Below are 17506 nucleotides of genomic sequence, written 5' to 3'. Positions count from 1 at the left end.
TTGTCAGTGCAGTCTCATGTGATTAGATAAACTAATCCAAACTGAGGCCGACCCAATGCTCACACTCCGACAGATGACCTATTTCGTGGCCTTGGCCGAGCGGCGCAGCTTTTCGGCCGCGGCCGAGGCCGTGCATGTCACGCAGCCCGCTTTGTCTCAGCAAATCAAGGAGATGGAAGCCTCTCTCGGAACGCAGCTGGTCGAACGCCTGCCGCGCGACATACGGCTGACCCGCGCGGGGCAGGTGGTGTTGGAGCGGTGCCACGAAATTCTGGCCCTGACCCGCAACCTGGAGGCCGAGATTCGCCTGTCCAAAGGGCTCACCGGGCGGCTGACCCTTGGCGTAATCCCCACGATTGCCCCCTACCTCCTGCCGCGTGCGCTGACACGGATCAAGGCGGCGGCTTTGGATCTCGACATGCGGGTGCGCGAAGCGCAGACGGCGGAGCTGATCGCCATGGTGGCGGCGGGGCAACTCGACGCGGCGGTGATCGCGCTGCCCTATGAGACGCAAGGTCTGATGGCTGAGCCGCTGTTCACCGACCGCTTTCTGCTGGCGGGCTCGCAAGCGCGGATCGAGGCGCTCACGGCGCAAAGCGCGCCACGCCCGACCGACCTGTCGCCCGATACGCTTCTGTTGCTCGATGAGGGCCATTGTCTGGCCGATCAGGCGCTCGATGTCTGTGGCCTCAAGCGCACGCGGCAGACGGTGGACCTGGGCGCGTCGTCTCTGGCCACGCTCTGCGGATTGGTGGCGCAGGGCTTTGGCCTGACGTTCCTGCCGGAGATCGCGCTCTGTTCTGAGATGGCGGCGAGCCCCGATATGGCCGTGCTGCGTTTTCCCGAGCCGCAGCCCGAACGCACTGTGGCGCTGGTGCGGCGGCAATCGACGGAGGTGAAAAGCTGGTTCACGGAACTGGCCGCGCTTTTGTCGGAGGCGGGCGATGAGTTGATGGCCGAGGCGCGGGGGCGGGGATGACGAAGACTGACATGATAAAGGAAAAAGGCCCGACGCAAGCGCCGGATTTTTATGCCGGATTTCATATGAGCCATATGGAAATTTTAAACTTGATCGCGCTGGTGCTTTTCTTTGTCGCCAGTTCCTTGGTGTCTGCCGTCTTCCTAATATTCCTCGCTGCAGCGGTGATTTTTGCGGCGCTCGTTGCCCTCGATGGCGGTCCGTCTATAAAGGTTTGGGGCAAACGCCTTGTTTTCAATGGGATTTTGACTACGCGCGGAGAGGTGGCTCTTGATGACGTCACGCAGGTCTATGCGGCTCTCGGATATCGGCGCAGATGGTGCCTTTACCTGATGGCCGGAGAGAAGCAACTCGCGGTGCTGTCACTTTCCTCAATTGCGAATTCTGGAGTCGATGCCATGCGTATGGCGGCGAAACTGCGCGCCTATTTGGGTTTGAGTGCAGAGGAGGGCATGACGGACATCGCGCAGAAGATGACGACCAAGCTGACGCATTTGATGCTTGTGACGTTTTTGTTTGTTTTTGTTTTGTGTGGCGGCATGACGATTTTCATATTCCAGAGTTTACTCCAGCGCTAAAGCCATGCGTCTCGGGCATTCCCGGTATGCGACGGTATCCCGAAATCTCAAAATGCCGCAGATGCGAAAAGGCCCGCGAGGTTTCCCTGCGGGCCTTTCGTAATCGTTAGAGACGTGCGTCTTACGCGACGGCTTCGGCCTCTTCGCCTTTGAGCCACTTGAGCACGTTTTCCGGGGAGGAGACGCCATAGGGGTCTTCGCCATGGTTGTCGCACAGGCCCGGCTCTTCGAACCAGGCTTCGACCACACCGTCTTTGACGACGGCGGCATAACGCCAGGAGCGCAGGCCAAAGCCGAGGTTGTCTTTGCGCACCAGCATGCCAACGCGGCGGGTGAATTCGCCGGAGCCGTCCGGGATCACGCCAACGTTCTCAAGCTCTTGAGATTGCGCCCATTTGTTCATGACAAAGCTGTCGTTCACGGACATGCAGTAGATCGCGTCGATGCCTTCGGCTTTGAAGTCCTGGAAGCCTTTTTCAAAGCCCGGCAGCTGGTAGGTGGAGCAGGTCGGCGTGAAAGCGCCCGGCAGGGAGAACAGCACAACGCGCTTGCCGGCGAAGTAATCGGAGGTGGTTTTGTCTTCCCATTTGAACGGGTTGTCGCCACCGATGCTTTCGTCGCGCACACGGGTGTGGAAGGTCACTTCGGGGAGTTTGTAACCGGCTTTCATCATCTTGCTCCTTGGATCGCGCGCCCGTCGGAGAGGGGCGCTTCATTCTGTCGCAGACCTTTTAGAGCGATTCTAAAGCGCGTATCAATGCACTTGCAGCGAAACCGGCCTCGCCCCGGAAATCTGCGGATTTCACGAGACATTTGCGGGCAGGTTGCCTATATCGTGGTCCAAACCGAAAGCCCAAACGGAAAAGCATCCTGCCATGCGTGATCTCAAGATCCCCGACCAACGCCACCCCGAAAAGGCGCATCGTCCCGACAATGCCCAGCCGAAGAAACCGGATTGGATCCGGGTCAAGGCGCCCACGTCCAAGGGGTATATGGACACGCACAAGATCATGCGTGAGCATAAACTGGTGACCGTGTGCGAAGAGGCGGGGTGCCCGAACGCGGGCGAATGCTGGTCGCAGGGCCACGCCACCATGATGATCATGGGCGAGATTTGCACCCGTGGCTGTACCTTCTGCAACGTCGCCACTGGGCGCCCGGACGAGTTGGATGTCTTCGAGCCGGGGCGCGTGGCCGATGCGGTTCAGAAACTGGGTCTCAAGCACGTGGTGATCACCTCGGTGGACCGTGACGATTTGGAGGACGGGGGCGCGGAGCATTTCGCCATGACCATCCGCGCGGTGCGCAAGCGCTCTCCCGAGACCACGATCGAAATCCTGACTCCGGACTTTTTGAAATGCGATCCGAGCGCGTTGGAAACCGTCGTCGCGGCCAAGCCGGACGTGTTCAACCATAATCTCGAGACCGTGCCGGGCCTCTATCACGAGGTGCGTCCCGGCGCGCGCTACTTCCATTCTCTGCGTTTGTTGCAGCGGGTGAAAGAACTCGACCCGACCATGTTCACCAAATCCGGCATCATGGTGGGTCTGGGCGAGAAACGCCCCGAGGTGTTGCAAGTCATGGACGACATGCGCGCCGCCGACATCGACTTCATGACCATCGGGCAGTATCTTCAGCCGACCTCGAAACACCATGCGGTGGCCGAGTTCATCACGCCCGATGCCTTTAAAAGCTATGAGAAAGCCGCGATCAACAAGGGCTTTTTGATGGTCTCCGCCACGCCGCTGACGCGCTCGTCTTATCACGCGGGCGACGATTTTGCGCGCTTGCGGGAAAATCGTCTGGCAAAATTCGGTCAAGCCTAAGTGTCAGAACCCTTTGAAATTTTCCTCGGCACCCAGCCGGGGCTTGAACCCTATCTTCTCGCTGAGGCCGAAGAGGCCGGATTCCCGTCGCCGGTCGCCGTCGGCGGTGGTGTGACCTTTGAAGGCACGTGGGAAGACGTTTGGCGCGCCAACCTGACCCTGCGCTGTGCCGCACGCGTTCTGGCGCGGATCGGCAATTTCCGGGCGCTGCACCTGGCGCAGCTCGACAAGCGGGCGCGCAAATTCCCATGGGGCGAGGTGCTTCGACCCGATGTGCCGTTTCGGGTCGAGGTCGTCACCGGCAAGCGCAACAAAATCTATCACGCGGGCGCTGCGCAAGAGCGCATCGAGCGCGCCATCACGGAGGAACTGGGCGCGCCGGTCTCGCCCGAGGCCCTCGTGGTCCTGAAGGTGCGGATCGAGGACGATATGGTCATCCTCTCCGTCGACACCTCCGGCGAGGCGCTACACAAACGCGGGTTCAAGGCGGGCGTCGGCAAGGCCCCGATGCGCGAAACCATGGCGGCCTCTTTCCTGCGCGCCTGTGGGTATGACGGCGCTGAGCCGGTGCTGGACCCGATGTGCGGCTCCGGGACCTTTGTGATCGAGGCGGCGGAAATGGCGCGGGGGCTTTTGCCCGGCCGTGCGCGGTCCTTTGCCTTTGAGCATCTGGTGGGGTTTGACCCCGAGCCTCTGCAAAATTTCAAGACCCAGGCCCCCACATGGGACACGGATGTGCAGTTTTACGGCTCGGATCGCAATGTGAACGTTATTCGCATGGCAAAGGACAATGCCGAACGCGCGGGCGTGGCCGATCTGTGTCAGTTCAAACCTGTGTCTGTGTCGGAGATTGAGTGCCCCGAGGGCGCGCCGGGTCTGGTGATTGTCAACCCGCCTTACGGGGCCCGGATTGGCAAAAAGAAAGACCTTTACGCGCTTTACGGTGCTTTTGGCGAGGTGATGCGCGCGCGGTTTTCCGGCTGGCGTGTCGGCATGATCACCTCGGATGCGCAACTGGCCAAGGCGACGGGTCTGCCGTGGCTGCCAACCGGCGCGCCGGTGGCCCATGGCGGGTTGAAGGTCACGCTGTTCCAGACGGCGGCTTTGCCCTGAGCGTCAAACACACGGCAGATTCACAGCCGCAAAACCTGTGCGAAAATCGACCCTCATGTGATCTCTCTCAAGGCAGAGTGCACGACTCCCATGCTATATTCCACATATATCATTGGGAGGTAGTCAGATGCTGCACAGACCAAATTGGGACGATTATCGGTTCGTGCTTGCCGTGGCCCGCTCCGGGTCGGTCTCGGGGGCTGCGCGCGAGTTGGGGGTCAACCATGCCACCGTTTTGCGCCGCGTGGCGGCCATCGAGAAACGTCTGGGCGTTGAACTGTTCGAGAAATCCGTGCGCGGCTATGACATCGCGCCCGAAAAACTTCGGCTGATCGAAGCGGCGCGCGAGGTTGAGGCCGCCGTCGGCGCCGTCGAACGGCTGGCGCAGGTGGGGGAGGCGCCCTTGGCGGGTGTTATCCGCGTCACCTCGACCGACACATTCTGTCAGGCGGTCCTCCCGCATCTTCTGGCGCGGCTCTCGGAACATGCGCAAGACCTGTCCTTCGAGCTTTTGTCCACCAACAGCCACCTCGATCTGTCGCGGCTTCATGCCGATGTGACCGTGCGCCCGACCTACAAGCTGCCCGACGATCTGTTCGGCGATATGGCGACGCAGATGGCCTTTGGCTTTTACGCCGCCTCGGATGCGGTGCCCGAAGATCACTGGCTGGGCTTGACGGGCGGCATCGGGCGGTCTCATGCGGGGCAGAAGCTGCGCGAGGAACTTGAGCGGCGGCACGTCCTGTTCACCGCAGCCTCCGACAGTTTCCTCACACTCCGGGCCTTGGCCGAGGAAGGTATGGGGCGGGTGATGTTGCCAGTGTTTTTGGGCAATGCGTCGGGTAAGTTGCGTCGCATCCCGCCGCTTCTGGAGGTGCCCCCGGTGCCTGTGTTTGTGGCCTCGCATGTCGATTTGGCGGATGCGCCGCGTCTGCGTCAGGCGCGCTCGCGGATCGCCATGGCTTTGGAGGCCGAGGAAGATATGTTGATGGGGCTGGAGCGTACCACTCCGGCGTCCGAGCTTACTGAAGCCTGATCTTCGGTGTGCGCTCCATCTGCATCCAGTCGGGCAGGCCGATAGTTTTCTCGACCGCATAGAGCGCGAGGCAGGCGGCTATAATCGCAAAGACGAGCTTCACCCGCTTCGCAGACGGCGGGTGTTGCGCCCAGCGTTTGGCGCGCAGCATCCAGCGCATCTGGTTCACAGGTCTGTCCCTGCGTCTTCGTCCTCGAACACCACAGAGCCGATGTAGGGCAGGTTGCGGTTGGCCTGGGCAAAGTCGATGCCGTACCCCACGACGAAAGCGTCGGGAATCTCAAAGCCGGTCCAGGTCGCCTTGAGATCGACCTCGCGTCGCGCCGGTTTGTCCAAGAGCGCGATGGTTTCGATCTTTCGGGGATTGCGCGAGTGCAAAAGTTTCATGACGGCGGACAGCGTATGCCCGGTGTCGACGATGTCCTCGACCACCAAAACATCGCGGCCTTCGATGGGACCGCGCAGGTCTTTGAGGATTTTCACCTCACGCGAGGATTCGGTGCCGCTGCCGTAGGAGGAGGCCTCGAGAAAATCGACCTCGACATTCATCTCCAACTCGCGCACCAGATCGGCAATAAAGACAAACGAGCCGCGCAACAGGCCCACAACCACCAATTTGTCGGTGTCCTTGTAATCGCGTCTGATCTCTTTCGCGAGGTCCTCGATCCGGGCGGCGATCGCCTTGGCCGAGATCATGACATCGATGTGATAGGGTCGCTGCGTCATCGTGTTCCCTCTTTTGGCCCCTTGAAACCCGGTTTGAACCCTTGCTTTTTCGGGTTCAGCCATAGATGTATCAGGCAAGGAAAACATAGACCAGAGACCATGCCGACGCACCAGGAAACAAAGCACATGCCGTTCAGCGCCGATCAGATGTACGCGCTGGTGGCCGATGTCGAAAGCTACCCGAAATTCCTGCCGTGGAATGCCGCGGCACGTATCCGCTCGCGCAGCGATATGGGCGATCACGAGCTGATGCTCGCCGATCTGGTGATTTCCTTTAAGGTGTTTCGCGAAAAATTCGGATCAAAGGTGAAACTCTATTCCGAAGAGCGCCGCATCGACACCGAATATCTCGACGGCCCGTTTCGCTATATGAAAAGCTGGTGGCACTTCACCCCCGCCGAAGATGGCGGCTGTGACGTCGAATTCTTTGTCGATTTCGAGTTCAAGAACGCCATCCTGCAAAGTGTGATCGGCATGGTGTTCAACGACGCCATGCAACGCATTGTGCGGGCGTTTGAACGCCGGGCGGCGGAGCTTTATGGGTAAGGCTCAGAACAATCTGACCGTAAAAATCACCGTCATCACCACGCCCACCAGGACGATAAACTGCTTGAGCCGTGCGGTGTTCTTGATGCGCCGCGCGTAATGCGCGCCCAAGAAACCGCCCGCAATCATCGCGGCGGCCAGCACGGCGGCGAAGTCCCAGGCGATCACCCCCGCCAGCACATAGGTCACGGCGGAGACCAGCGACAAAAGCACCGACAAAGCGTTCTTCAGCCCGTTCATCGCATGCAAATCGGTAAAGCCGATGAGGCCCAGAACCGCCAAAAGCATGATCCCCAGCCCGCCGTTGAAATAACCGCCATAGACGGAGACAGCGAAGAGTGCGACAGCGGCTCCCAGAGGCCCCAACATCTCGCGCGCAAAGAGCCGTTTGATCATATGCGGTCCACCCGCGAACAGCACGGTCGCCAGAGCCATCAACGCAGGCACCACCACCAGAAACGTGTCATTGGGCGTGATCAGCAATAGCAGCGCGCCCATCACGCCGCCCAAGGCCGCAATCGCGATCATCCGCGCGGCGGGCATGGTTGCGGTGGTGTGCAGGTCGCGCCGGTAGGCCCAGACGCTTGAGACATAGCCGGGCAGAGCGGTGAGCGTGGCGGTGGCATTGGCGGAGACCGGTGGCACTCCGGCCAGGATCAGCGCGGGCAGGGTCAGAAACGTCCCGCCACCCGCAACGGCATTGAGCGCGCCGCCCGCGAGCCCTGCGAGGATCACCAAAATCGTGTCGAACATGAGTCCTCCCAAACCCCGTGTTTGTGCTTAGGCGTTTTTACGCCCCAAGCGCTTTTTGCAGCATCTCCAAGGCTGTAACGATGGTGGCGCTGCGCACGCCTGCGCGGCCAAGCGGCCCGAAGTCGACGGTCTTCACCACGGTCACATGCCCCTCATAGGACAACCCGAAACACACCCGGCCTTCGGGTTTGTGCTCCGACCCGCCGGGGCCTGCAATGCCCGTGACCGCGACGGCGATCTGCGCGGCTGAGCGGTTCACGGCACCCTCGGCCATCTCGCGGGCCACCTGTTCAGAAACCGCACCGTATTGTGCCAGAGTGACCGGCGAGACGCCCAGCATCTCGCGTTTCGCGGTGTTGGAATAGGTGATAAAGCCGCGCTCCACCACGTCCGACGAGCCCGCCACTTCGGTCAGGCTGCCGATGATCATGCCGCCGGTACAGCTTTCTGCCGTGGCGATCATCACGCCCTTGGCGCGCGCCGCCGCCAGCGTCGCTTCGGCCAGCTCATAGGGGATGGCAGTGGCGAGCGCGGTCATCGCATCAGGACCCCATGATAGAGCCCCGCCATGACCACCACGACAATGGCCGCAAACACACCCGCGATCACATCGTCCAGCATCACACCCAAAGCATCGCCGCGCCGGTCGGCCCAGCCGATGGGGCCGGGTTTCCAGATGTCGAAGAGGCGGAATGCGATGAACGCCGTGGGCCAGGCGGGCCAAAGCGCGGTCGAGGGCGCGCCGGCCATCGCCGAACCGATGGAGACCGGAATAAGCGCGATCCACATGCCGACCAACTCGTCGATGACAATCTCGGATGGGTCGTGATTGTCGGAGCCGCGGGTCATTTCGCCCGTGGCCCAAAGCCCCGCGATGAACATCACGACGGTGCCGATCAACACGCCCGGAACGCCCAGGGTTTCATGCAAAATCCAGAACAAAGGCACGGCCGCCGCCGAGCCCCAGGTGCCGGGGCCGGGGCGCATATATCCGACACGGGCCATGGTCGCGATGAGTTCGGCGAAAGGGTTCATGTCTTTCTCTCCTTCGGGGTCAGATTAGCGGCGGATCAGGGCAACGGTGGCCAGAGAGGCGATGCCTTCCTCGCGCCCGGTAAAGCCCAGCCGCTCAGAGGTGGTCGCCTTGACCGAGACTTTTTCGACATCGACGCCCATGATCTCGGCAAGTGCTTCGCGCATGGCCTGAGCATGCGGCCCCACCTTGGGGCGCTCACAAACGACTGTCACGTCGCAATTCATCAGCTCATAGCCCATCTCACGCGCCAATCCGATGGCATGGCGCAGGAAAATATGGCTCTCGGCGCCTTTCCATTGCGGGTCAGAGGGGGGGAAATGCTGGCCGATGTCGCCGCGCGCCAGAGCGCCGTAAATCGCATCGGTCAAGGCATGCATGCCGACATCGGCGTCGGAATGGCCCTGAAGGCTGCGGCCATGCGGGACTTTGACGCCGCAGAGCCAGACGTGATCGCCCGCTCCGAACCGGTGCACGTCGTAGCCGTTGCCAACTCGCATATCCATCTGTGTCGTCTCCTGTTCCTGCTGGCGCAAAAGCGCATCCGCCCGGGCGAAATCCTCCGGGTGGGTGATTTTGAAATTCTCTTCCGCGCCGCGCGTGATCGCCACTTTGATGCCGGCTGCGCGGGCCACTTCGACATCGTCGGCGGCGTCGCCCTCATGCGTTCTGTGCGCGGCCAGAATCGCCTCGAACGCGAAGCCCTGCGGCGTCTGCGCGCGAAACAAACCGCTGCGATCCTGCGTGCCCTCCACGAAATTGCCCGTTTCGGAGGCATCCTGAGAGATCGCCCCACGCCAAAGCGCATCCGTCACAGCAAGTGCGGGGGCGGCGCCTTGGTGCTGATTGAGGGCGTCTTTCACTCCTTTGATCACGGTCTCAGGCACCAAGGCCCGCGCCGCGTCATGGATCAGTACCTTGTCGATGCCATGCCCGACAAGCGCCTCAAGTCCCGCCCGCACAGAGGCCGCACGTGTCGCGCCGCCGGGCACAAGTATCACGTTTTCAAGGCTTTGCGCGAGGTCCAGATCGTCCGGGTGATGCACCACGACGATTTGATCGGCCTGCGTCCGAAACCGCGCGACGGTGTGGTCGATCACCCGCATGGACGCCTCAGCGCCCCCGAGCATCTGCCATTGCTTCGGCAGTGTCCCGCCCGCGCGGGTGCCGCGTCCGGCGGCAACGATGATGACGGCAGTTTTTGTCATGCGACTTGGGATAAGCGTTGGCGCGCGCCCTTGCAATGCGCTGTTTTTGACTGTTTGATTGATTAAACTTTGTGCGATTGTCGTTTTCCGCTCTTTTTTTGCTCGAAAGTCCCGCGCGACCCTTTGCGACTCGCATCTTTGGGCGCTACCTCTGGTCGAAATGCTTAAGGATTAATCGCTTGCCCGTTCGTTTGGCGCAACTCACACTGGACCCTCCCGTGTTTCTGGCCCCTATGGCCGGGATCACCGATCTGCCATTCCGAACGCTGGTTTCCAGCTTTGGAGCGGGGCTTGTGGTGTCCGAGATGGTCGCCTCACATGACATGATCAACGCCCGGCCCGGCACCCGCGAAAAGGCGGAACTGGGGTTTGGTATTGAGAACACCGCCGTGCAGCTTGCAGGCCGCGAAGCCGAGCCTATGGGCTTGGCCGCGAAGATCGCCGAAGACAGCGGTGCGCGGATCATCGACATCAATATGGGGTGCCCCGCGAAAAAGGTGGTCTCCGGCTATTCCGGCTCGGCCCTGATGCGCGATCTCGATCATGCCTTGACGCTCATTAAGGCGGTGGTGGCGGCGGTCTCTGTGCCGGTGACGCTGAAAACCCGGCTGGGTTGGGACGATGCGCTGTTGAATGCGCCGGAGCTTGCCAAACGCGCCGAAGACGCGGGCATTCAGATGATCACCATCCATGGCCGCACGCGGTGCCAGTTCTACAAGGGGCGCGCCGATTGGGCGGCGATCCGTGCGGTGAAAGAGGCGGTGTCGATCCCGGTGATCGCCAATGGCGACATCACCTCGCCCGAGACCGCGCAGGAGGCGCTCACGCAATCGGGCGCCGATGGCGTGATGATCGGGCGCGGTGCGCAAGGCCAGCCCTGGGTTCTGGCGCAGGTCGCGGCGAACCTCACGGGCCAGCCGGAGCCCGCGCGTCCCGAGGGCAAGGATTTCGCCGATATGGTCGCCGGACATTATGAGGCCGGTGTTGCCTTCTATGGCACGGACCTGGGCGGGCGCGTGATGCGCAAGCATCTGGGCTGGTATATGGACACCGCAGGCACGCCGCCCGTGCTGCGCAAACGCGTGTTGACTGAAAAGACGCCTGAGGCCGTGCTGGCGCTCTTGCCCGAGGCGCTCAGCGGCGCGTTTCCCGGAACAAAAGCCGATACAGAAGGATATGCCGCATGACGGATGCGCGGTTCGATATGCTCTGGCCGTCGCTGCCAGTGCCTGCGGTGATGATCGACGCGACGAATCTGATCAATGAGGTGAATTCCTCGGCGGAGCTGTTTTTGAACGCCTCCGCGCGCACCCTGATGGGCGTGCCGGTGTTCGACAAACTCGCCATCGACGCGCCGCTCGAAGAGGCTTTCGCCCGCGTGCGTCGCGACGATTCGCCTTTGTTTATCAACAATGTCGATGTCTCCGGCGGCAACGCCGCACCCGTGCAGTGCAACATCCAGATCGCGCCTTTGCAGGGCATGGACAACTGGCTGATCCTGTTGATGGAGCCGCGCCAGATCGCCGACCGGCTGGGCCGCGCGCATCAGGTGAAAACCTCCGCGCGTTCGGCGATCGGCATGGCGGAAATGCTGGCGCATGAGATCAAGAACCCGCTGGCGGGCATCACCGGTGCCGCACAATTGCTCTCAATGAGCCTCAGCCCCGAAGATTTGGAACTGACCGATCTGATCGTCGCCGAAAGCCGCCGGATCGTGGCGCTTTTGGAGCAGGTCGAGCAATTCGGCAACCTGCGCCCGCCCGCGAAACGCGCGATCAACATTCACGACCTTTTGGACCGCGCCCGCAAATCTGCCGAGCTGTCCTACGGCGCGAATATGAAATTCATCGAGGAATTCGACCCCTCGCTGCCGCCGACCTTTGTCGATGGCGATCAGCTTTTGCAGGTCTTCCTGAACCTGATCAAGAACGCCTCCGAGGCCGCCGGCAAAGAGGGCGGTGTGATCCGCCTGCGCACCTTTTACGACCTGTCGCTGCGGCTGCGGCGCAAGGACGGCACCGGCGGCGCGCTGCCGCTTCAGGTCGAGATCATCGACGACGGCCCCGGCCTTCCGCCGGAGATCGCATCGGATATTTTCGAACCCTTCGTGTCGGGCCGCGAGAACGGCACGGGGCTGGGCCTCGCGCTGGTGTCCAAGATCATTTCGGACCACGAGGGTTGGATTTCGGTCGACTCGACGCCGGGCAAGACCGTGTTCCGAATTTCGCTCCCGGTTGCACCCCGCGATGCAACATCCTCGACGTGAGTGCGATGATCTGGGCATGATGTGTAATAAAACTGTGAAGAACCCCGTTAAAAAGGGGATGCGCGACGGACAGGGGACAGCCTCGGTCCTGTTGCGGAACTGACAAGGAGAGAAAAACATGGATGGCACGATCCTCGTCGCTGATGACGACCGCACGATCCGCACCGTTCTGACCCAGGCGCTGACCCGCGCCGGATGCAAGGTCCACGCGACCTCGTCTCTGGTCACGCTGATGCGATGGGTCGAGGAGGGGAAGGGCGATCTGGTGATCTCCGATGTGATGATGCCCGATGGCAATGGGTTGGAGGCGCTGCCGAAAATCGCCGAGCTGCGGCCCGGTCTTCCGGTCATCGTGATCTCGGCGCAGAACACCATCATGACGGCGATTCAGGCGGCGGAGGCCGAGGCCTTCGATTACCTGCCGAAACCTTTCGATCTGCCCGATCTGATGAAACGCGCCGCGAAAGCCTTGGAGGTCAAACGCCGCGCCAACCCGGCGCCGTCGAATGCCAAAGCGCCCTCCGAGGGACCGAAAGAGGATCTGCCGCTGGTGGGACGTACGCCTGCGATGCAGACGCTGTATCGCCTTGTCGCCCGCGTGATGAACACCGATCTTCCGGTGCTGATCACTGGCGAGAGTGGCACGGGGAAATCGCTCATCGCCCGCGCGATCCATGATTTCTCCGACCGACGCACATTGCCCTTCGTGGTGGTCTCCGCCGCCGATCTGGCGACGATGGAAGGCCCGGCTGCGGTGATCTCAAAGGCCAAGAATGGCTCGATCCTGTTCGATGAGGTCGGCGATCTCGACGAAGAGGCCCAGGCCCGCATCGTGCGGATGCTCGACAGTTTCACCGACAACGGCCCGCGCATCATGGCCAGTTCTCAGGCCAATCTGGCCGCGAAAATGGAAAGCGGCGCCTTCCGTCAGGACCTGTTTTACCGTCTGGGTGGCGTGACGATTTCCGTGCCGTCGCTGCGTGAGCGCGTCGATGACATCCCGCTTCTGGCGGAGTTCTTCCTGTCGAAGGCCGAACGCGACGGCTTGTCCGCGCGTCGCTTCTCGCATGAGGCGATGGAACTGGTTCGCGCCTACAGCTGGCCGGGCAACGTGCGGCAGTTGGAAAACACCATCCGCCGGTTGATCGTAACCTCTCCCGAAGAGGAAATCACCCGGATCGAAGTGGAAACCGTTTTGGGCAACCAACCCGCGATGGAACCGCTGCAGGGTGGCTCCGAGGGCGAAAAACTGTCCTCTTCCGTGGCGAAACACCTGCGCCGCTATTTCGACCTGCATGGCGGTGTCTTGCCGCCACCGGGGCTCTATCAGCGGATTTTGAAGGAGGTCGAGGGGCCTTTGATCGAAATCGCGCTCGATGCGGTCGGCGGAAATCAGGCCAAATGTGCCGATCTGCTTGGCATCAACCGCAATACCTTGCGTAAAAAGATCAATGATCTCGATATTCAGGTGACACGCCGCCGCAAGTTGATGTAAAAAGGCCACATCCGTGGTGATTTGGGCGCAGTGATGCGGAAAGCACGCAGCTGCGACCAGATTGCAACGGATGTCCGTGCTTTGCGTCTTGGTCATGCTATTGGTCCAACCCGCGCAAGAGGGCAGGACCAAGAGCAGGATAAAGACGAGGCGCGACGTGGCCAAAACGCTGGCGGATAAAGCCCTGGCACAACGGATCGGACGGCAGAGCTGGCAACGCCTGACGCGGCTACGGCGTCAGCGCCGGTTGCAGAATGCCGCGACGCTCGCGGTGTTCATTCTCGGCCCGGTTCTGGCGATTCTGACTTTCCTCGTCTTGGGGCCTTTGGATCATGGCCCGGCCTCGACCATGCTGCGCTCGGTGCTTTTGGCCGATGTGGTCTATGTCATTCTGGTCGCGGGGCTGGTGGCGCAACGCATCGCGCGCGTCATCGCCGCCCGGCGGGCGCATTCCGAAGGTTCGCGGCTCCACCTTCGTCTCTCCGGCGCTTTCGTGCTTTTGGCGCTGATCCCGACCGTCATGGTGGCGATCTTCGCCGTGGTGACGGTGAATTTCGGCCTCGAAGGCTGGTTCTCCGACCGGGTCCGCAGTGTGGTGGGCTCCTCTTTGGAGGCTGCAAAAGCCTATGAGGACGAGCACCACGATGGCCTCACCGAGGACACCCGCGCGCTTGCGAATTTTATCATCGACCGCCGCCGTCAGGTGACGATCCTGCCAGATGGGGCGCTCAGACAGGTGCTCAATCAGGGGCAGGGCCTCATCCAACGGGGCCTGCGCGAAGCCTATGTGATCGACCGGGCGGGCGACATCAAAGCCCGCGGAGATCGCTCCTATCTCTTTGATTATGAACAGCCCTCCGAGGCCGATCTGGTGCGCGCCGAAAGCGGTGAGCTGGTGTTGATCGACGATTGGGATCAAAACGAATCCCGCGCGCTTCAGCGGCTTGCCGGGTTTTCGGATCGCTATCTCTATGTGACCCGCGATGTGGACGGCAAAATCCTCAATCTCCTGGACGAGACGCAGGACAGCATCGCACTTTACAACCAGTTGGAAAGCGACCGTGGGCGGCTGTTGTTCGAATTCGGGCTTTTGTATATCGGTTTTGCCATCATCCTCATTCTGGCGGCGACCTGGCTCGGCCTTTGGTTTGCCGAACGCCTCGCGCGGCCCATCGGGCGGCTGGCTGGGGCGGCGCAGAAGGTGGGCGAGGGCGATCTGTCTGTGCGTGTGCCTGAGGAAGAGGGCCAAGACGAAATCGCCACGCTGGGCCGTGTGTTCAACCAGATGACCGGGCAGGTGAAACTGCAACGCGACGAGCTTTTGGATCGCAACGAACAGATCGACCAGCGCCGCCGCCTGTTCGATTCTGTGCTGTCGTCGGTGACGGCAGGGGTCGTGGGTCTGGACGCCGAGGGCCGTGTGACGCTTTTGAACCGCTCGGCGCAGGCGTTGTTGAGCCTTGGCGACCGTGATGTGACGGGCGAGGCGCTGGCCGTGGTGGTGCCGGAATTCGGGCCCTTGCTGGACGTATTGCGCGCGGGCAATCGCGAGGTGGCGCAAGAAGAGTTGCGGCTCATTCGCTCTGGCGCGCAGGAAAGCCTTTTGGTGCGCATCGCCACGCGGCGCGACGTCGAGGGGCGGCTTGAGGGCTATGTGGTGGCCTTTGACGATGTGACCGATCTGGTGAGTGCCCAACGTCTGGCCGCCTGGGGCGATGTGGCGCGGCGCATTGCGCATGAGATCAAGAATCCGCTGACCCCCATTCAATTGTCTGCCGAACGCATCCTGCGCAAATTCGGCCGCGGCCTCGATGAGGAGGCGCGGGCGGATCTTGAGCAATATACCTCCGTCATCGTGCGCCAGACTGGCGATTTGCGGCGCATCGTGGACGAATTCTCGAAATTCGCCCGGATGCCAAGCCCGGAACGGCGGGAACACGACTTGGTCGAGCTGGTGAAAGGCGCGGTGCTGTTGCAGCAAAACGCGTTGCCGGATATGCGGGTGCGCGCCGAGATCGAACCGGATCACGCCTGGGCCGAGGTGGATGCGACGATGATCGGCCAGGCCTTTACGAACCTGATCAAGAACGCTGGGGAGGCCATTGAATCCCAGTTGGAAAATGGATTCCAGGCGGACTATGAACCGACCGTGCGCGTGGCGATGCGGCGCGAGGAAAATGAGGCGGTGGTGACGATCACGGACAATGGCATTGGCCTTCCCGAAGATCGTTCGCGCCTCTTTGAACCCTATGTGACGACGCGCGAGAAAGGCACCGGGCTGGGCCTGCCGATCGTCAAGAAAATCATCGAGGAACATGGCGGGACGCTGACGCTCACGGATGGTGAGCCGATTGATCCTTCGGGGCGGATCGGCGCCTGTGCCACCATTCGTCTCGCCCTCATTGAGGTGGTGAATAAAGATGAAAAACAAGAGCTTGCAGTGTAATGATGAAGTCTGGAGTGAACCATGTCTGATATTCTGATCGTCGACGATGAACGCGATATTCGCGAATTGATCGGAGATATTTTGCAGGACGAAGGCTTTGAGACGCGGCTGGCGGCCAATTCCGACGACTGCATGAAGGCAATCGATGACGCGGTGCCGGCGCTGATGATCCTCGACATCTGGCTCAAGGACAGCGACATGGACGGGATCGACATCCTCAAACATGTCAAACGCGAGCACCCCGAGGTGCCGATCATCATCATTTCTGGCCACGGCAACATCGAGATCGCGGTGGCGGCGATCAAACAGGGCGCTTACGATTTCATCGAGAAGCCGTTCAACATCGACCAGCTCATGGTGGTGATCACCCGCGCGATGGAGACCTCGCGTCTTCGGCGCGAAAACGCCACGCTGAAACGCTCGGGGTCGGGCGATGTCGAGATGATCGGCGTCTCCACCGCCTTCAAACAGCTCAAACTCAATCTGGAAAAAGTGACCAAATCCAATGGCCGCGTCATGCTGACGGGCGGCGCGGGCGTGGGCAAGGAAGTGGCGGCGCGGTTCATTCATGCGGGGTCCGACCGCAACGACGCGCCTTTCGTCTCCGTGTCCTCGGCCAATATCGAACCCGACCGGATGGAAGAGGTGCTGTTCGGACGCGAAAGCCCGGAGCGCGGCATCGAGAAAGGCCTGTTGGAAGAGGCCAACGGCGGCGTGATTTATTTCGACGAGGTGGCGGATATGCCGCCGGGCACCCAGTCGAAAATCCTGCGCGTGTTGGTCGATCAACGCTTCACGCGGGTCGGCGGCACGGCGCAGGTCTCCGTCGATCTGCGGGTGATCTCCTCGACCTCGCGCGACCTGACGATGGAGATTGCGAACGGGACTTTCCGCGAGGAGCTCTATCACCGGCTGAACGTGGTGCCGATCGAGGTGCCAGCGCTCGAAAAACGCCGCGAGGACATCCCGGAACTCGCCGGGTATTTCATCGAGAAACTGAACCGCGAACAGGGCCTGCCGCAGCGCGCGCTGACGGAAGACGCCGCCGCGATGCTTCAGACCATGGCTTGGCCGGGCAATGTGCGCCAGCTCAAGAATGTGATCGAACGCGTGCTGATCCTCGGCGACAGCACGGGCGACATCGAGGTCTCTGAGCTGCCGTCCGAGGAGGGTGGGCGCGAAGACGACGGGCGGGCGGTTCTGTCGCCTGCGATTGCGACGCTGCCTCTGCGCGAGGCGCGCGAGCTGTTCGAGCGTGAGTACCTTCTGACCCAGATCAATCGCTTCGGCGGCAATATCTCCCGCACCGCGACGTTTGTGGGCATGGAGCGCTCGGCGCTGCACCGCAAGCTCAAATCCCTGGGCGTTGTGACCGGCAACAAACAAGGCGGCCGCGTGGCCTACGTCTCGGAAGAGGCGGAGTAACGGCTGTTGACGGCCCGAAATGACGTGACAGCCGCGTTGACGCCTTCGCCGTTAAGTGCGAAGGCTGGGGCGAAGC

The 17506-nt window shown here is 61.5% G+C and carries 18 protein-coding genes; 11 read left to right on the top strand and 7 right to left on the bottom strand.

The window, feature by feature from the left end:
• The first annotated feature begins 55 nt into the window (after positions 1-55).
• On the top strand, positions 56-979 hold the full coding sequence (locus HCZ23_RS04950) for a hydrogen peroxide-inducible genes activator (protein ID WP_167600594.1): 924 nt from the start codon (positions 56-58) through the stop codon (positions 977-979).
• Complete coding sequence (locus HCZ23_RS04945) at positions 976-1557, top strand: hypothetical protein (RefSeq protein WP_167600593.1); 582 nt, start codon at positions 976-978, stop codon at positions 1555-1557. Before HCZ23_RS04950 ends, HCZ23_RS04945 begins: the two co-directional genes overlap by 4 nt.
• Positions 1558-1678: 121 nt before the next feature.
• Here the strand turns inward: HCZ23_RS04945 and HCZ23_RS04940 are convergent, their stop codons facing one another.
• Positions 1679-2227 (bottom strand): peroxiredoxin, encoded by a 549-nt coding sequence (locus tag HCZ23_RS04940; protein ID WP_167600592.1) that lies wholly within the window; start codon positions 2225-2227, stop codon positions 1679-1681.
• A gap of 205 nt (positions 2228-2432) precedes the next feature.
• On the opposite strand from HCZ23_RS04940, the gene lipA reads away from it, so the two are divergent.
• The 3 genes from lipA to HCZ23_RS04925 all read left to right on the top strand — a co-directional run bounded on the left by lipA (position 2433) and on the right by HCZ23_RS04925 (position 5532).
• Complete coding sequence (gene lipA, locus HCZ23_RS04935) at positions 2433-3383, top strand: lipoyl synthase (protein ID WP_167600591.1); 951 nt, start codon at positions 2433-2435, stop codon at positions 3381-3383.
• The gene (locus tag HCZ23_RS04930) at positions 3384-4496 is read left to right on the top strand and encodes a class I SAM-dependent RNA methyltransferase (protein WP_167600590.1); all 1113 of its coding nucleotides are present in this window, start codon (positions 3384-3386) and stop codon (positions 4494-4496) included.
• Positions 4497-4623: 127 nt separating this feature from the next.
• Entirely contained in the window at positions 4624-5532 is a 909-nt protein-coding gene (locus tag HCZ23_RS04925) for a LysR family transcriptional regulator (RefSeq protein ID WP_167600589.1), read from the top strand.
• On the opposite strand, the gene HCZ23_RS04920 is transcribed toward HCZ23_RS04925, so the two are convergent.
• On the bottom strand, positions 5519-5701 hold the full coding sequence (locus HCZ23_RS04920; RefSeq protein WP_167600588.1) for a hypothetical protein: 183 nt from the start codon (positions 5699-5701) through the stop codon (positions 5519-5521). The genes HCZ23_RS04925 and HCZ23_RS04920 overlap by 14 nt on opposite strands.
• A complete protein-coding gene (gene hpt, locus HCZ23_RS04915) occupies positions 5698-6258 on the bottom strand; it encodes a hypoxanthine phosphoribosyltransferase (RefSeq protein WP_167600587.1) in 561 nt (186 codons plus the stop codon). The genes HCZ23_RS04920 and hpt overlap by 4 nt, the downstream gene beginning before the upstream one ends.
• Before the next feature lie 99 nt (positions 6259-6357).
• Between hpt and HCZ23_RS04910 the strand changes: the two genes are divergently transcribed.
• Complete coding sequence (locus tag HCZ23_RS04910; RefSeq protein ID WP_167600586.1) at positions 6358-6804, top strand: type II toxin-antitoxin system RatA family toxin; 447 nt, start codon at positions 6358-6360, stop codon at positions 6802-6804.
• Between the two features lie 3 nt (positions 6805-6807).
• Here the strand turns inward: HCZ23_RS04910 and HCZ23_RS04905 are convergent, their stop codons facing one another.
• Genes HCZ23_RS04905 through HCZ23_RS04890 form a run of 4 tightly spaced genes read right to left on the bottom strand, consistent with a single transcriptional unit; the run spans position 6808 to position 9798 of the window.
• Positions 6808-7557: a sulfite exporter TauE/SafE family protein gene (locus HCZ23_RS04905; protein WP_167600585.1), complete on the bottom strand. Its 750-nt coding sequence runs from the start codon at positions 7555-7557 to the stop codon at positions 6808-6810.
• A 37-nt stretch (positions 7558-7594) separates the two neighbouring features.
• The gene (locus tag HCZ23_RS04900) at positions 7595-8095 is read right to left on the bottom strand and encodes a CinA family protein (RefSeq protein WP_167600584.1); all 501 of its coding nucleotides are present in this window, start codon (positions 8093-8095) and stop codon (positions 7595-7597) included.
• The gene (locus HCZ23_RS04895) at positions 8092-8592 is read right to left on the bottom strand and encodes a phosphatidylglycerophosphatase A (protein ID WP_167600583.1); all 501 of its coding nucleotides are present in this window, start codon (positions 8590-8592) and stop codon (positions 8092-8094) included. Before HCZ23_RS04895 ends, HCZ23_RS04900 begins: the two co-directional genes overlap by 4 nt.
• Positions 8593-8616: 24 nt before the next feature.
• Entirely contained in the window at positions 8617-9798 is a 1182-nt protein-coding gene (locus HCZ23_RS04890; protein WP_167600582.1) for a bifunctional 2-C-methyl-D-erythritol 4-phosphate cytidylyltransferase/2-C-methyl-D-erythritol 2,4-cyclodiphosphate synthase, read from the bottom strand.
• Positions 9799-9977: 179 nt separating this feature from the next.
• Here HCZ23_RS04890 and dusB point away from each other — a divergent pair, with 179 nt between their 5' ends.
• From dusB to HCZ23_RS04865, 5 genes are all read left to right on the top strand, one after another.
• Entirely contained in the window at positions 9978-10985 is a 1008-nt protein-coding gene (gene dusB, locus HCZ23_RS04885) for a tRNA dihydrouridine synthase DusB (RefSeq protein ID WP_167600581.1), read from the top strand.
• Positions 10982-12064: a nitrogen regulation protein NR(II) gene (locus HCZ23_RS04880; RefSeq protein WP_167600580.1), complete on the top strand. Its 1083-nt coding sequence runs from the start codon at positions 10982-10984 to the stop codon at positions 12062-12064. Before dusB ends, HCZ23_RS04880 begins: the two co-directional genes overlap by 4 nt.
• Positions 12065-12182: 118 nt before the next feature.
• Positions 12183-13559, top strand: coding sequence for a sigma-54 dependent transcriptional regulator (locus HCZ23_RS04875; RefSeq protein ID WP_167600579.1), 1377 nt, complete (start codon positions 12183-12185; stop codon positions 13557-13559).
• 196 nt (positions 13560-13755) lie between these two features.
• Positions 13756-16005: a PAS domain-containing sensor histidine kinase gene (locus tag HCZ23_RS04870; protein WP_167600829.1), complete on the top strand. Its 2250-nt coding sequence runs from the start codon at positions 13756-13758 to the stop codon at positions 16003-16005.
• Positions 16006-16026: 21 nt separating this feature from the next.
• Positions 16027-17430: a sigma-54 dependent transcriptional regulator gene (locus tag HCZ23_RS04865; protein ID WP_167600578.1), complete on the top strand. Its 1404-nt coding sequence runs from the start codon at positions 16027-16029 to the stop codon at positions 17428-17430.
• The last annotated feature ends 76 nt before the right edge of the window (positions 17431-17506 follow it).

Origin of the sequence: Celeribacter sp. HF31 (assembly GCF_011806455.1) — a bacterium.
Lineage (GTDB): Bacteria > Pseudomonadota > Alphaproteobacteria > Rhodobacterales > Rhodobacteraceae > Celeribacter.
The sequence above is the reverse complement of the archived record's forward strand: the minus strand, read 5'-3'. Positions and strand labels throughout refer to the sequence as shown.

What these genes read in the sequence shown, in the direction of transcription:
- HCZ23_RS04895 (WP_167600583.1), bottom strand. Translation starts at nt 8,592, where the DNA reads ATGAACCCTTTCGCCGAACTCATCGCGACCATGGCCCGTGTCGGATAT.
- HCZ23_RS04890 (WP_167600582.1), bottom strand. Translation starts at nt 9,798, where the DNA reads ATGACAAAAACTGCCGTCATCATCGTTGCCGCCGGACGCGGCACCCGC.
- HCZ23_RS04900 (WP_167600584.1), bottom strand. Translation starts at nt 8,095, where the DNA reads ATGACCGCGCTCGCCACTGCCATCCCCTATGAGCTGGCCGAAGCGACG.
- HCZ23_RS04945 (WP_167600593.1), top strand. Translation starts at nt 976, where the DNA reads ATGACGAAGACTGACATGATAAAGGAAAAAGGCCCGACGCAAGCGCCG.
- lipA (WP_167600591.1), top strand. Translation starts at nt 2,433, where the DNA reads ATGCGTGATCTCAAGATCCCCGACCAACGCCACCCCGAAAAGGCGCAT.
- hpt (WP_167600587.1), bottom strand. Translation starts at nt 6,258, where the DNA reads ATGACGCAGCGACCCTATCACATCGATGTCATGATCTCGGCCAAGGCG.
- HCZ23_RS04910 (WP_167600586.1), top strand. Translation starts at nt 6,358, where the DNA reads ATGCCGACGCACCAGGAAACAAAGCACATGCCGTTCAGCGCCGATCAG.
- HCZ23_RS04865 (WP_167600578.1), top strand. Translation starts at nt 16,027, where the DNA reads ATGTCTGATATTCTGATCGTCGACGATGAACGCGATATTCGCGAATTG.
- HCZ23_RS04880 (WP_167600580.1), top strand. Translation starts at nt 10,982, where the DNA reads ATGACGGATGCGCGGTTCGATATGCTCTGGCCGTCGCTGCCAGTGCCT.
- HCZ23_RS04925 (WP_167600589.1), top strand. Translation starts at nt 4,624, where the DNA reads ATGCTGCACAGACCAAATTGGGACGATTATCGGTTCGTGCTTGCCGTG.
- HCZ23_RS04950 (WP_167600594.1), top strand. Translation starts at nt 56, where the DNA reads ATGCTCACACTCCGACAGATGACCTATTTCGTGGCCTTGGCCGAGCGG.
- HCZ23_RS04905 (WP_167600585.1), bottom strand. Translation starts at nt 7,557, where the DNA reads ATGTTCGACACGATTTTGGTGATCCTCGCAGGGCTCGCGGGCGGCGCG.
- HCZ23_RS04875 (WP_167600579.1), top strand. Translation starts at nt 12,183, where the DNA reads ATGGATGGCACGATCCTCGTCGCTGATGACGACCGCACGATCCGCACC.
- HCZ23_RS04940 (WP_167600592.1), bottom strand. Translation starts at nt 2,227, where the DNA reads ATGAAAGCCGGTTACAAACTCCCCGAAGTGACCTTCCACACCCGTGTG.